A 14,388-nucleotide genomic window follows, 5' to 3' on the forward strand; every position below is an offset into this window, starting at 1 on the left:
ATGAAAGATATTTTATGGCTCATACAAAAAACGTTATCTGTACTTTTGAAAAATAAAAAAGGGTTATTCATTATTATTAGTTTGCCGATAATAGGAACACTAATCTCCTTCTCAATGTATGGGAATGTGGGGCAAGGGACGTTAAATATCGGGGTTATAAATAAAGAAGATCAATTTATAGCAAATGATACGGTGAAATTTTTAGAAGGATTAAATCATGTAAAAGTAAGTGAAATTAAAGAATCTGAAGTAGAAGATAAAATCACTTCCAAAAAACTTGATGGAGTTATTACATTAGATTCTGGTTTTTCTGAAAGTGTTCGAGAAGGGAAACCGGATCATATTGAAATCTCATCGATTAAAGGTGATCAAGTAACAGGATTTATAAAATCATATATATACAACTATATTGATAATGTAGCAGCTATTAGTAAAGTGGCAGGAACAGATCAAAGAGCATTTGATACTATGTACGCAGGGTATCAAAAAAGTTCATTTAAAATAAAAACTGAGACGCTAGAAGATACTTCGAAAAATAAAGATATGACAAACCAAACGATGGGTTACCTTATTATGTTTATGCTGTTTTCAGCAGCTAACTTATCAGGTTATATTTTAAAAGAAAAAGAAAATAGAACGTATTTTAGACTCTTATCAACGCCGATAGATGGGAAGAAATTCATATTATCTAATGTCGGGGTAAATATGATGATACTAACAGTACAAATTTTGATTACAATCCTATTCCTAACGAATATTTTTCATACGAATATTAATATGCCTTTCATAGTGATGCTTGGCGTACTCATGCTATTTGCTTTAATTGCGATTGGAATATCATTAGTTCTGGTCGCTTTTTCGAAAAACTCAGCATCGGCAAATGCGATGCAAAATATGATCATTGTACCGACATGTTTACTCGCTGGATGTTATTTTCCATATGACATTATGCCGAAAGCTGTGCAAAAAGTAGCTGATTTTCTTCCGCAGAGATGGTTATTAGACACAGTATCAAAACTTCAACAAGGAATTCCGATTTCAGATTTGTATTTAAATATATTAATCTTAATTGCCTTTGCGGTAGCATTCTTCTTAATTGCTATTTATAAGTTTGGAAGAAATAATGATGCGAGGAACTTTGTTTAGTGGAGAAAGGGTGTGACGTTAAGTCGCATCCTTTTTTGTATGAAGCATGAAATCTAAATTTGAATGACAAAATAGAAGGGTGGAAAGAAAATGAGCGGAAGGAAATTAAAATGATTAAAAAAATATTGCGAGTTACTTCTATTGTAATTACTATTTTCGTTTTTGTTTTAATTTGGATGCATATTGACGTTACGCTCGGAAGAAAAATGGAAGTCGGGAAAAATATGCCGACAGAGTACGCTCCTCATTATAGTGATTTTCAATTATATGTAGAAGGAAAGTCATTTTATAAACAGTTATTTACTGATATAAGAGAGGCGAAGCAATCTATTTACACGTACTTTTTTATTTTGTCGGATGATAAAAGTAGCCATACTTTTTTAAACTTATTAAAAGAGAAGGCAAAAGAAGGAGTAAACGTCTATTTATCAGTTGATCGCATTAATGATTTATCATTTGAAAGAAAGATGATAAATGAATTGCGGGAAAGTGGTGTACATTTTACATATAGTAGAAAACCTGAATTGCCATTCGGATTTTATTCACTTCACCATCGTAATCACCGCCGTATTACGACGATTGATGGGGAGATTGGCTATACAGGTGGTTTTAATATAGGAGATGAGTATTTAGGGAAAGATAAGCATTTTGGATATTGGCGTGACTATCATGTGCGGCTTAAAGGAGAAGGAGCAAAAGATTTAGAAGAACAATTCGCTTTAGATTGGAAACGAGATACGAAAGAAAATATAAAAAGAAGTACGAATAAAGCTAGTAAAGGGAATACATTACATACGATGGCTAGCTATAATGGACATCACGTCGCTGAAACATATATCGAATTAATAAAACAAGCGAAGCATTCAATCGTAATTACAACACCTTATTTTATAGCGAAAAATAAAGAATTTATGAATGCTTTAATTGAAGCGCAAAAACGTGGTGTTACAGTGAAAATACTTTGGTCATATAAACCAGATATTCCTCTCATTAAAGAGGCAGCGTATCCTTATATTCGTCAAGCTGTTAATAATGGGATTAAAGTATATGGTTATAAAAAAGGAATGTTTCATGGAAAGTTAATGCTGATTGATAATGAACTAACTGTTATCGGTACAACGAACATGACTGCACGTAGCTTTTATATAAATGATGAGATGAATTTGTATATTCATGGTGGAACTATCGTTTCAGAAGTGAATGAGGCGTTAACAGAAGATTTTCGTAATTCGAAAGAGATGACGAAAGAATTTTTTGAAAAGTTATCGTTTTGGGAGCGTTGTAAGGAGAAATTAGCAGGGTTGGTGGACTTTTATTTATAAGGTTAATGGAAAAGGGTGTCTTTTATAGACACCCTTTTTTTATGAGAAATAATTAGTTTTCATGCACAAGCAATGAAGCATCATCATTAATCAATGTCCCCACATGCTCCCCTAAGCAAATTCTTTTCATTACACCAGGCTCATCAAAGTTAAAGACATGTGCTGGTAAATTATAATCACGGGCAAGTAATAAAGCGGCTTGATCCATGACTTGAATGTTTTGACTAACAACATCGTTATAGTTTAGTTTTCTGTACATTTTTGCTGATTTATTATGTTTTGGATCACTAGTAAAGACGCCATCTACTCCTTGTTTTGCGACTAATATTGCGTCACTATTCATTTCAATGGCTCTTTGAACACTTGGATAATCTGTCGTAACGAACGGCTGCCCGTTACCGCCGCCAAAAATGACAACATAACCGTTATCTAAATGATGTACTGCGCGTAGGCGGATATATGGTTCAGCTACAGCATTAAACGGGATGGAAGTCATAACGCGTACTTCTTTATTTGTTTTACTTGTTAAGACGCCGCGAAGCATTAAGCTGTTAATGATTGTACCTAACGTACCGATATTATCAGCTTCTACTCGATCAATTCCCCATTCTTCAGCTAAATGGCCTCTGAAAATGTTACCGCCTCCGATGACAATAGATACTTCGATACCTAAATCAACAATGGATATAATTTCGTTTGCGATATGTTCTAATCGTTTGGAGTTAAAGCTATTTCCGGATTGATCAGCAAGTGCGCCGCCGCTTAATTTAATTAAGACTCTTTTATATGGCTTCATAACAATTCCCCCTATATAGATCGCAATAAAAAAGGAACAAAGGCAAATGCCTTTGTTCCTTTTTAAGAAAATGAAAAAGAAAAGAAGAAGATAGGACGAATTTTTGTACATAATTTTTCATACCATCCACTCCTTTTCATTTCGATTTGTAGTAAGTATATATCTTTTTGATTATACGAAACAATCTGATTACTTATCAAGTATATTGTATCTCTTTTTAATAAAAAGGTGTCAATGAAAAAGAAAAGAAAAATTTTCGAATTTTTTGTGACGAACTTGTAGGTTTTTGTATGATTTTGTAGGTTCGCTTATAAGATGTGTGAGTAGCTTTTATAAATTCAAATTGAAAGCGTTCGCATGAAGGGGATGAACATAAATGAAAAAATTCGGATTGGCAACACAAATTTTTGTCGCGCTTGTTTTAGGGATTGTAGTAGGGGCAGTCTTTTATGGCAATAAAACGGCGATTTCTTATATCACACCAATTGGGGATATATTTATTCACTTAATTAAAATGATTGTAGTACCAATTGTTATTTCAGCATTAATTGTTGCGGTAGCTGGTGTAGGAGATATGAAGAAGCTTGGTAAACTAGGCGGGAAGACAATTCTTTATTTTGAAATCATTACAACGATCGCTATTTTAATGGGATTACTTGCGGCAAATATATTCCAACCAGGTACTGGCGTTGATATGAGTAATTTACAGCAAAGTGATATTTCTTCTTATAAACAAACAGCAGATGCAACAGAGAAGAAAGGCTTTGCAGAAACGATTGTTCATATTGTACCGAAAAACGTATTTGAATCGATTGCACAAGGTGACTTATTACCGATTATTTTCTTCTCAGTATTATTCGGTTTAGGAGTTGCGGCAATTGGAGACAAAGGAAAGCCCGTCTTTAACTTCTTTGAAGGTGTACTCGAAGCGATGTTTTGGGTTACAAATCAAGTTATGAAATTTGCACCATTTGGTGTATTCGCATTAATTGCAGTTACGGTTGCAAAATTTGGTGTAGCAACACTACTTCCTTTAGGAAAACTAGTGCTAGCTGTATACGTAACTGTTATACTATTCGTTGTGATTGTATTAGGTATTAATGCACGAATGGTTGGCGTAAACATTTTTACATTAATGAAAATTTTAAAAGAAGAACTTATTCTTTCATTTACGACAGCAAGTTCAGAAGCTGTTTTACCTAATATAATGAGAAAAATGGAAGAGTTCGGTTGTCCAAAGGCAGTTGCCTCTTTCGTTATTCCGACAGGTTATACATTCAACTTGACTGGATCGGCTATTTATCAAGCGTTAGCGGCATTGTTTGTTGCACAAATGTATGGTGTGCACATGTCACTAACAGAGCAAATAACGTTATTATTCGTTCTCATGTTAACATCCAAGGGTATGGCGGGAGTTCCAGGTGCATCGTTCGTTGTTGTATTAGCGACGTTAGGTTCAATGGGGTTACCACTAGAAGGTATCGCGTTAATTGCGGGAATTGACCGCATTTTAGATATGATTCGCTCATCTGTCAATGTATTAGGAAATGCATTAGCGGCTATTGTTATGTCGAAGTGGGAAGGCGAATTCGATAATGAGAAAGCAAAACAATATGTAGAAACAGTCAAAGAAACAAAAGCAGCATAAGAAATCGTTAAGGAGTGAATAATCATGGCAACATTAACTGAAGTTAAAAATGGTGTTCGAATTGAAAAAGATTTTTTAGGTGAAAAAGAAGTACCCAACTATGCATACTACGGCGTACAAACAATGCGTGCAGTTGAAAACTTCCCGATTACAGGATACAAAATCCATGAAGGTTTAATTAGAGCTTTTGCAATTGTAAAAAAAGCAGCAGCGCTTGCTAATACAGATGTAGGAAGATTGGAATTGAACAAGGGCGGCGCGATCGCAGAAGCTGCTCAAGAAATTCTTGATGGAAAATGGCATGATCATTTCATCGTAGATCCAATCCAAGGCGGAGCAGGTACTTCAATGAATATGAACGCAAATGAAGTCATGGCCAATCGTGCTCTTGAATTATTAGGAATGGAAAAGGGAGACTATCATTATATTAGTCCAAATAGTCATGTAAACATGGCGCAATCAACAAACGATGCATTTCCAACGGCGATTCATATCGCAACATTAAACGCATTAGAAGGTTTATTACAAACGATGGGTTATATGCACGATGTATTTGAATTAAAAGCAGAGCAGTTCGATCATGTTATTAAAATGGGTCGTACACATTTACAAGACGCTGTGCCAATTCGTCTTGGACAAGAATTTAAAGCATACTCTCGCGTACTTGAACGTGATATGAAACGAATTCAGCAATCACGTCAACACTTATATGAAGTGAACATGGGGGCAACTGCAGTTGGTACGGGCTTAAATGCAGATCCAGAATATATTGAAGCAGTTGTAAAACATTTAGCTGCAATTAGTGAACTACCACTTGTTGGTGCAGAAGACTTAGTAGATGCAACGCAAAATACTGATGCATACACTGAAGTATCAGCAGCACTTAAAGTATGTATGATGAATATGTCTAAAATTGCGAATGACCTTCGCTTAATGGCATCGGGTCCACGTGTTGGCTTAGCGGAAATTATGTTACCTGCTCGTCAACCAGGTTCATCTATTATGCCAGGGAAAGTAAACCCTGTTATGCCAGAAGTAATTAATCAAATTGCGTTCCAAGTAATTGGTAACGACCATACAATTTGCCTTGCTTCAGAAGCAGGACAATTAGAACTAAACGTTATGGAGCCAGTACTTGTTTTCAACTTACTTCAATCTATTAGCATTATGAATAACGGTTTCCGTGCCTTTACAGATAATTGCTTAAAAGGAATTGAAGCGAATGAAGATCGCTTAAAAGAGTATGTTGAGAAGAGTGTAGGAATTATTACAGCCGTGAACCCTCATATCGGTTATGAAGCAGCAGCTCGCGTTGCGAAAGAAGCAATTGCAACAGGTCAATCCGTTCGAGAACTTTGTGTGAAAAACGGTGTACTGTCACAAGAAGACTTAGAGTTAATTCTAGATCCATTCGAAATGACACACCCAGGGATTGCAGGAGCAACTCTTTTAAAGAAAAATTAAAAGAAGAGGGGGGACAATCCCCTCTTTTTTGTTTACAATATAGAAATGCTATATATGAATAGAGGTAGGGATGTTATGAGTAAGTTTACAGTAGCTTCTAATGGTTCATTAGAAACGACATTAAGAGGAGTAGAAGTATTATCAACACCACTTTTAAATAAAGGGGTCGCTTTCACGCAAGAAGAGAGAGAAGAATTAGGTTTAAAAGGGTTATTACCGCCAGCGGTTTTAACATTAGAAGAACAAGCACGCCGAGCGTATGAACAATTTTGTTCTCAGCCGGACGATTTATTAAAGAATGTATACTTAACAGCGTTACATGATCGAAATGAAGTGTTATTTTATCGTATATTAACAAATCATTTACGTGAAATGTTACCGATCGTATATACACCAACAGTAGGCGTAGCGATTCAAAGATATAGTCATGAATACCGTAAACCGCGTGGTGTGTATTTATCAATTAACGATCCGGCGGGTATCGAAGAAGCATTCGCCAATATCGGTGCAACAGCAGAAAATATTGATTTAGTCGTTGTTACAGACGGAGAAGGCATACTTGGAATTGGTGACTGGGGCGTTGGTGGTATAAACATCGCAATCGGAAAATTAGCTGTTTATACAGCCGCAGTTGGAATCGATCCTAGCCGTGTATTACCAGTAATCTTAGATGTAGGTACAAATCGTGAAGAACTATTAAACAATCCATTTTATATTGGAAATCGTCACCCTCGTATAACGGGTGAAGCTTACGATGAATTTATTGATACGTTTGTACAAGCAGTGAATAAACAATTCCCGAAAGCACTTTTACATTGGGAAGACTTTAGCTCTCGAAATGCACGGAAAATTTTAGATAAATATCGTCATGATATTTGTACATTTAATGATGATATTCAAGGTACAGGTGCAGTTTCACTTGCTGCTGTGTTATCGGCAGTGAAAGTTTCGGGTGTCCCTTTAAGTGAACACCGCGTTGTTGTATTTGGTGCTGGTACGGCTGGAATCGGTATCGCAGATCAAGTTAGAGATGCAATGGTCCGCGTTGGCGTATCAGAAGAAGAATCATATAAGCGTTTCTGGTGTATTGATCGTAACGGGTTAGTTACAAATAATATGGAAGATCTTCTTGATTTCCAAATTCCATATGCAAGAAAAGAAGCGGAAGTAAGTGAGTGGAAACAAAATGATGTGATCGGACTTGCTGAAGTTGTGAAGCATGTAAAACCGACAATTTTAATCGGTACATCAACTGTTGCAGGAGCATTCAAAGAAGAGATTATTAAAGAAATGGCTTCTCACGTAGAAAGACCAATCATTTTACCGATGTCGAATCCGACGCCACTTGCTGAAGCAAAACCAGCTGATTTAATCGAGTGGACAGAAGGAAGAGCATTAGTTGCAACAGGAAGTCCATTTGAACCAGTTACATACAACGGTGTAACGTATGTGATTGGACAATCAAATAACGCACTTATTTTCCCAGGCCTTGGTCTTGGAACAATTGTCGTACGTGCAAGCGTCATGACGGATGGAATGTTTGCAGCAGCTGCTGAAGCAGTTGCAAGCATGGTAGATACAAGTCAGCCAGGAGCACCTATTTTGCCAGAAGTTGAAGAGTTACGTAATATCTCGGAAATGGTTGCAATTGAAGTAGCGAAAGTTGCCGTTGCAGAAGGTGTTGCTAGAGAGAACTTAAGTGATAACGATATCAAGATTGCAGTGAAAGAAGCAATATGGGAGCCGGAGTACCGCCAAATAAAAGCGGTAGAAAAGGTTAGAATATAGAAATAAAGCCCGTTTATTATAATAAGCGGGCTTTCACTTTTATTGTCGAAAAAAGTATAGGAAGTGGCACCTTTGAATTGGAATCAATTATGGAAGAAAGATATATCCCTTTTAATTATATTAATGGTTGTTGTTCCGATTGCTGGAGAGCTTAATTTTCATCCTTTTAACGATACGTTTCGCGTTAGCTTTGGGACACCGCTTTTCTTTTTTTTATTATTATTTTTAAGAAGAATACCAGCAGCAGCTGCAGGTATTCTTGTCGGTATATGTGTCGTTTTATTCCGTGTATGCCTTGATTGGATCATGCAAGGTTCATTTCATATGACAGAATCATTTTATTTGCGCTATCCTGTGTTCTTCTATTATTTTATTTATGGAAGTCTTTTTTCACTTTGTAGGGTGAATAAGTTTCATCAGAAACCAATCGTTATTGGGTGCCTTGGAATTACAATTGAAATTATCGCAAGTATGTCAGAACTTGCGATTTATCATATGGTAGTACTCGGTACAACGATAACAGTTTCTGAAGTGAATAAATTAATTATTATTGCTATTTTTCGTAGTTTCTTTGCACTGGGCTTTTTAAATATGATGATTTTATATGAAACGAAATTAAAAGAGTCACAAGTCCGAAAAGAAAATGAAAAAATGTTCATGCACCTTTCAAATTTATATGTAGAATCTGTTCACTTGAAAAAAACGTTACAAAATGCAGAATTGATTACACAAGAAGCATATCAACTATATCGAAATTTACAGACAGATGATGATTCCAGTAGTAAAACAGCATTGAAAATAGCAGGAGAAGTGCACGAAATAAAAAAGGATAATCAAAGGATTTTTGCAGGATTATCTAAACTGTTATTAGATAAAAATGTGGCTGAGTATGTAGAAGGACATGAGCTTACAGAAATGATCGTAAGAATAAATGAGAAATATGCTGAAATGCTAGGGAAAGATATACGTTTTTCAAAACATATAGAAGGTGAACACGCTGCATATCACGTGTATACAGTGCTATCAATCTTTAATAACTTAGTTGCCAATGCAGTGGAAGCAATTGAAGATAGAGGTCTCATTCGTATTAAGTTATATAAACGAGAGCAACATGTAATCTTTGAAGTAATTGACGATGGCCCTGGTATTGCACAAAAGTATAAGAAATTAGTATTTAAGCCAGGGTTTACTTCCAAGTATGATCAAACAGGAACACCGTCAACAGGTATTGGACTTTCTTACATACACGAAATGGTAACAGAGCTCGGCGGAGAAGTAAGGTTAGAAGACAATGAAACAGGAAAAGGGTGTAAGTTTATCGTTTGTTTACCGGAGTGCAGTTTAAAGCGGGAAGGGGAATAGGTTTGTTTTATTATATTGTAGATGATGATGAAGTTTTCCGTTCAATGCTTTCGCAAATTATTGAGGATGGCGATCTTGGGGAAGTAATTGGAGAATCGGAAGATGGAGCGTTTATTGAAGCAGAACAGCTAAATTATAAAAAAGTAGATATTTTATTTATTGATTTATTAATGCCAATGAGAGACGGCATTGAAACAGTTCGCCATATAGCGTCTTCATTTACTGGGAAAATTATTATGATTTCCCAAGTTGAATCGAAACAGCTCATCGGTGAGGCGTATACACTTGGTGTAGAATATTATATTACGAAACCACTAAACAAAATAGAAGTAATATCTGTTGTACGAAAAGTGATGGAGCGTATTCGTCTGGAACGTTCTATATATGACATTCAAAAATCATTAAATAATGTGTTTCAGTGGGAAAAGCCGCAAATGCGTAGTGAAACAGTGCAAGAGGGAAAAAAGATATCAGATTCAGGACGCTTCTTACTAGCAGAACTCGGTATTGCGGGAGAGAACGGAAGTAAAGATTTACTTAGTATGCTGGAATATTTATATGGGCAAGAAAAGGCGCAAACATTTGAATTTGGCTTTCCTGCGTTAAAAGATATTTTTCACTATATTACGATAAAAAAATTAGGGGATGAAGCTTTAGATACGGATATTGATAAAGAGAAAAAAGCATCTGAACAAAGAGTGCGCAGAGCGATTTATCAGTCGTTAAATCATTTGGCCTCTTTAGGGTTAACAGATTTTTCAAATCCGAAATTTGAAAGCTATGCCCCAAAGTTTTTTGATTTCACTGTAGTTAGAAAACGAATGACAGAAATGACAAAGGATGAAATAGCGACTTCTGGCCATATACGAATTAATACGAAGAAATTTATTCAGGTGTTATATTTTGAGGCGAAAAGGTTGATGGAGATAGAGTGAAGAAGGTGCTTATAAATAAGCATCTTTTTTTGTTAAATCAATATTTTATATTTTCTCGTAGAGCATGTAAAATGTTAAGTAAGAGAAAATGGTTTTACATTAAGGAAGTGTCAAAACAATGAGTTTTACATTAAGGAAGTGTCAAAACAATGAGTTTTACATTAAATAAATCGATTATTAAAGAAGTATGCGGAGAGACCTCATATAAAAGAGGCGAAGCTTATTATAAAGCAAATAAAGTAATTGTGAATCATTATGATGAAACGAAAGAAATTTGTGAGGCGACGGTAAAAGGGAATGAAGATTTTCATGTTACAGTAGAAAAAGCTAAAAAAGGTGATGTAGTTGCGAGATGTAGTTGTCCTTCATTAGCGTCTTTTCAAACGTACTGTCAACATGTTGCAGCCGTACTAATACAAATAAATTATAACCAGCAAACGGGTGGAATGAGCTCTGTTAGTAGCAAAAATGATCAATTAACCAACGGGATGTTTCAGTTGTTTGCAGACAAACCACTACGGCCAAAAAGTAAACAACACCGTTTTGATACACGTGAAATATTAGATGTTGCGTTTATATGTTCACCAGTAGCGACGAAAAGTGGTGGGGCCCTTCTTGGAATTCAGTTAAAACTTGCGAAAACATATGTTATAAATCATATTAGAGAATTTCTTTCTAAAGTGGAGAAAAGAGAGACTTTTCATTGCTCTAATGAATTTACATACACGCCAGATATACACAGCTTTAAACAAGAAACGGACGCAATTATACAACAACTCATTAAAATATATCATAACGAAAAAATGTATGAAGATACGTTAGAAGTAAATGCGAAACAAGATGAAAGTATGATATTCATACCGCCAGCTTCGTGGAAAGATATGCTCTTTTCACTTTCTAAAGTTGAGTATGTACAGCTGAAACAAAATGGACAACAGTTTCAGGGCTTACAAATTTCAAACGGTTTATTGCCATTACATTTTGAGTTTACGAAAGGAAATAATGGTGGATTCACACTTCATATAGACGGCCTAAATCGTGTTCAAGTTATGGAAATGTATAACAACGCTCTTTACGATGGGAAATTATATCATTTACCTATGGAAGATTGTATGCGACTTATTGAATTGCAAAAGATGATGAGTCGCTCAAATAGCAACCAGTTTTATATTCCTGAAAGTAAGATGGAACATTTTGTAGCGAAAGTTGTGCCAGGATTAATGAAACTAGGAACGGTACGAATTGATGAAGTAATATCAGATCGTGTTGAAACGCCGTCGCTAAAAGCAAAGCTGTATTTAGATCGAGTGAAAAATCGTTTGTTAGCAGGTCTTGAATTTCATTATGGAAACGTCATGATCAATCCGTTAGAAGAAGATGGACAGCCGTCTGTTTTTAATCGTGATGAGAAAAAGGAAAAAGAAATTTTAGATATTATGAGTGAAAGTGCCTTTGCGAAAACAGAAGGCGGCTATTTTATGCATAATGAAGAGGCTGAGTATAACTTTTTATATCACGTCGTCCCGTCGTTAAAAGGCTTAGTTGATATTTATGCGACGACAGCAATTAAATTACGTATTCATAAAGGGGATACAGCACCACTTATTAGAGTGAGAAGAAAAGAAAGAATTGATTGGTTATCATTTCGTTTTGATATAAAAGGAATACCGGAAGCAGAAATTAAAGGTGTATTAGTGGCTCTTGAAGAGAAACGCAAATATTACCGATTAGCGAATGGTTCTTTCTTATCACTAGAGAGCAAAGAATTTAATGAAATTAATCAGTTTGTGAAAGAATCGGGTATTCGGAAAGAGTTTTTACACGGAGAAGAAGTGAACGTTCCGCTTATCCGGAGTGTAAAATGGATGAACGGACTTCACGAAGGTAATGTTTTAAGTTTAGATGAGTCTGTTCAAGATTTAGTGGAAAGTATTCAAAATCCGAAAAAATTAAAGTTTACAGTGCCGCAAACTTTAAATGCTGTAATGAGAGAGTATCAAGTATACGGATTTGAGTGGATGAAAACACTCGCCTATTACCGTTTTGGCGGTATTTTAGCAGATGATATGGGACTTGGAAAAACACTGCAAAGTATTGCTTACATAGATTCTGTGTTGCCTGAAATTCGAGAAAAGAAACTACCTATATTAGTCGTTTCACCGTCCTCTCTCGTTTATAATTGGTTTAGTGAATTGAAAAAATTCGCCCCGCATATTAGAGCAGTTATTGCAGATGGAAATCAAACGGAGCGGCGAAAAATATTAAAAGACATAGTGGAATTTGATGTCGTAATTACGTCATATCCATTACTGAGAAGAGATATAAGATCGTATGCGAGGCCGTTTCATACACTGTTTCTTGACGAAGCACAGGCGTTTAAAAATCCTACAACCCAAACTGCAAAAGCAGTGAAAACAATTCAAGCTGAATATCGTTTCGGGCTAACGGGAACGCCTGTAGAAAATTCATTAGAAGAGCTATGGTCTATCTTCCATGTCGTATTTCCAGAATTATTACCAGGAAGAAAAGAATTCGGTGATTTAAGGCGCGAAGATATAGCGAAGCGCGTAAAACCTTTCGTATTAAGACGATTAAAAGAAGACGTATTACAGGAGCTTCCAGATAAAATAGAGCACTTACAGTCATCGGAGTTATTACCAGATCAAAAGAGACTTTATGCTGCTTATTTAGCGAAATTAAGGGAAGAAACGTTAAAACATTTAGATAAAGATACGTTACGTAAAAATAAAATTAGAATTTTAGCTGGCTTAACGAGATTGCGACAAATTTGTAATCATCCCGCTTTATTCGTTGATGATTATAAGGGTAGTTCAGCTAAATTTGAACAACTACTAGAGATACTAGAGGAATGCAGAAGTACTGGTAAGAGAATTTTAATCTTTTCTCAATTTACGAAGATGCTGTCTATTATTGGTCGTGAGTTAAATCGTCAAGCGATTCCATACTTTTATTTAGACGGGAGTACACCATCACAAGAACGTGTAGAGCTATGTAATCGGTTTAACGAGGGGGAAGGGGATCTATTTCTCATTTCTTTAAAAGCTGGTGGTACGGGTCTTAACTTAACGGGTGCCGATACGGTTATATTATACGATTTATGGTGGAATCCAGCTGTTGAACAACAAGCAGCTGATAGAGCATATCGAATGGGACAAAAAAATACAGTACAAGTTATAAAATTAGTAGCCCACGGAACAATTGAGGAAAAAATGCATGAACTGCAAGAGAGTAAGAAAAATTTAATCGCTGAAGTGATTGAGCCGGGAGAAGAGAAATTATCATCAATCACGGAGGAAGAAATACGAGATATTTTAATGATTTAATATAAAAAGCTATGCTTTCACATGTATGAGAGCATAGCTTTTTTAGTGTAATAATTATAATTTGTTTTGAACAAAGTAAAGAGATAATACAGAATTTATTTTTTAGTCCCTTTACTTTTATATGGCTTGGCAGCTGCCTTTTTCTTTGCACTTGATTGCCAACGATTCCATCCTTTACTTCCTGTACCTTGTCCTACACCTTTTTTCGGTTTTGCTTTCGTTTTACTCATATGATCACTCCGTTATATAAAAATCTTATTTGATAATAGTCAATGATTTAGAACATACTCTTTATAAATGACTATGATTGCTTTAAGTAAAATAAACTGCTTGAATGCTATAGTATAACACGAATTTGCAAGTAAACTGAAAGGAATTACAAAGAAAATGAAAATAATACGAAATACTGCGGATTCTATATTTCGAACGATTACATTACTTGTTGTGTATATGTTAGTTTCGGTTAGTGAAACGTTTTTTGGATTGACAAGACAAAAGAAGTGAAGACGTTATATTGAAAACAATCAATAAAGCCGTAAAATAAAGAATTGAAAAATATTTTTAAATTTTTGTTGACTTTCTT

Annotated in this window: 10 protein-coding genes; 8 read left to right on the forward strand and 2 right to left on the reverse strand. The window is 35.4% G+C overall.

The window, feature by feature from the left end:
• Together QCI41_RS27365 and cls are read left to right on the forward strand one after the other, a co-directional pair.
• The gene (locus QCI41_RS27365; protein ID WP_353836189.1) at positions 1-1,146 is read left to right on the forward strand and encodes an ABC transporter permease; all 1,146 of its coding nucleotides are present in this window, start codon (positions 1-3) and stop codon (positions 1,144-1,146) included.
• Positions 1,147-1,256: 110 nt separating this feature from the next.
• Positions 1,257-2,468, forward strand: coding sequence for a cardiolipin synthase (gene cls / locus QCI41_RS27370; RefSeq protein ID WP_353836188.1), 1,212 nt, complete (start codon positions 1,257-1,259; stop codon positions 2,466-2,468).
• 52 nt (positions 2,469-2,520) lie between these two features.
• On the opposite strand, the gene pyrH is transcribed toward cls, so the two are convergent.
• On the reverse strand, positions 2,521-3,264 hold the full coding sequence (gene pyrH, locus QCI41_RS27375) for a UMP kinase (RefSeq protein ID WP_353836187.1): 744 nt from the start codon (positions 3,262-3,264) through the stop codon (positions 2,521-2,523).
• Positions 3,265-3,640: 376 nt separating this feature from the next.
• Between pyrH and QCI41_RS27380 the strand changes: the two genes are divergently transcribed.
• The 6 genes from QCI41_RS27380 to QCI41_RS27405 all read left to right on the forward strand — a co-directional run bounded on the left by QCI41_RS27380 (position 3,641) and on the right by QCI41_RS27405 (position 13,805).
• Positions 3,641-4,912, forward strand: a complete 1,272-nt coding sequence (locus QCI41_RS27380) for a cation:dicarboxylate symporter family transporter (RefSeq protein ID WP_046955104.1) — start codon at positions 3,641-3,643, stop codon at positions 4,910-4,912.
• A 24-nt stretch (positions 4,913-4,936) separates the two neighbouring features.
• On the forward strand, positions 4,937-6,376 hold the full coding sequence (gene aspA / locus QCI41_RS27385) for an aspartate ammonia-lyase (protein ID WP_000224196.1): 1,440 nt from the start codon (positions 4,937-4,939) through the stop codon (positions 6,374-6,376).
• Positions 6,377-6,451: 75 nt separating this feature from the next.
• Complete coding sequence (gene malS, locus QCI41_RS27390) at positions 6,452-8,164, forward strand: oxaloacetate-decarboxylating malate dehydrogenase (RefSeq protein WP_353836186.1); 1,713 nt, start codon at positions 6,452-6,454, stop codon at positions 8,162-8,164.
• Between the two features lie 63 nt (positions 8,165-8,227).
• Positions 8,228-9,526: a sensor histidine kinase gene (locus tag QCI41_RS27395; RefSeq protein WP_097857301.1), complete on the forward strand. Its 1,299-nt coding sequence runs from the start codon at positions 8,228-8,230 to the stop codon at positions 9,524-9,526.
• Positions 9,527-9,528: 2 nt separating this feature from the next.
• The gene (locus QCI41_RS27400) at positions 9,529-10,461 is read left to right on the forward strand and encodes a response regulator (RefSeq protein WP_097917590.1); all 933 of its coding nucleotides are present in this window, start codon (positions 9,529-9,531) and stop codon (positions 10,459-10,461) included.
• A 149-nt stretch (positions 10,462-10,610) separates the two neighbouring features.
• The gene (locus QCI41_RS27405) at positions 10,611-13,805 is read left to right on the forward strand and encodes an SNF2 helicase associated domain-containing protein (protein ID WP_353836185.1); all 3,195 of its coding nucleotides are present in this window, start codon (positions 10,611-10,613) and stop codon (positions 13,803-13,805) included.
• A gap of 95 nt (positions 13,806-13,900) precedes the next feature.
• Here QCI41_RS27405 and QCI41_RS27410 read toward each other — a convergent pair whose 3' ends face one another.
• Entirely contained in the window at positions 13,901-14,035 is a 135-nt protein-coding gene (locus QCI41_RS27410) for a DUF3934 domain-containing protein (protein WP_000047588.1), read from the reverse strand.
• Positions 14,036-14,388: the final 353 nt, after the last annotated feature.

Origin of the sequence: Bacillus cereus group sp. MG4 (assembly GCF_040460055.1) — a bacterium.
Taxonomy (GTDB): domain Bacteria; phylum Bacillota; class Bacilli; order Bacillales; family Bacillaceae_G; genus Bacillus_A; species Bacillus_A wiedmannii.

Excerpts from the sequence above, each read along its gene's own strand:
- QCI41_RS27365 (WP_353836189.1), top strand. The coding sequence starts at position 1 with ATGAAAGATATTTTATGGCTCATACAAAAAACGTTATCTGTACTTTTG.
- cls (WP_353836188.1), top strand. The coding sequence starts at position 1,257 with ATGATTAAAAAAATATTGCGAGTTACTTCTATTGTAATTACTATTTTC.
- pyrH (WP_353836187.1), bottom strand. The coding sequence starts at position 3,264 with ATGAAGCCATATAAAAGAGTCTTAATTAAATTAAGCGGCGGCGCACTT.
- QCI41_RS27380 (WP_046955104.1), top strand. The coding sequence starts at position 3,641 with ATGAAAAAATTCGGATTGGCAACACAAATTTTTGTCGCGCTTGTTTTA.
- aspA (WP_000224196.1), top strand. The coding sequence starts at position 4,937 with ATGGCAACATTAACTGAAGTTAAAAATGGTGTTCGAATTGAAAAAGAT.
- malS (WP_353836186.1), top strand. The coding sequence starts at position 6,452 with ATGAGTAAGTTTACAGTAGCTTCTAATGGTTCATTAGAAACGACATTA.
- QCI41_RS27405 (WP_353836185.1), top strand. The coding sequence starts at position 10,611 with ATGAGTTTTACATTAAATAAATCGATTATTAAAGAAGTATGCGGAGAG.
- QCI41_RS27410 (WP_000047588.1), bottom strand. The coding sequence starts at position 14,035 with ATGAGTAAAACGAAAGCAAAACCGAAAAAAGGTGTAGGACAAGGTACA.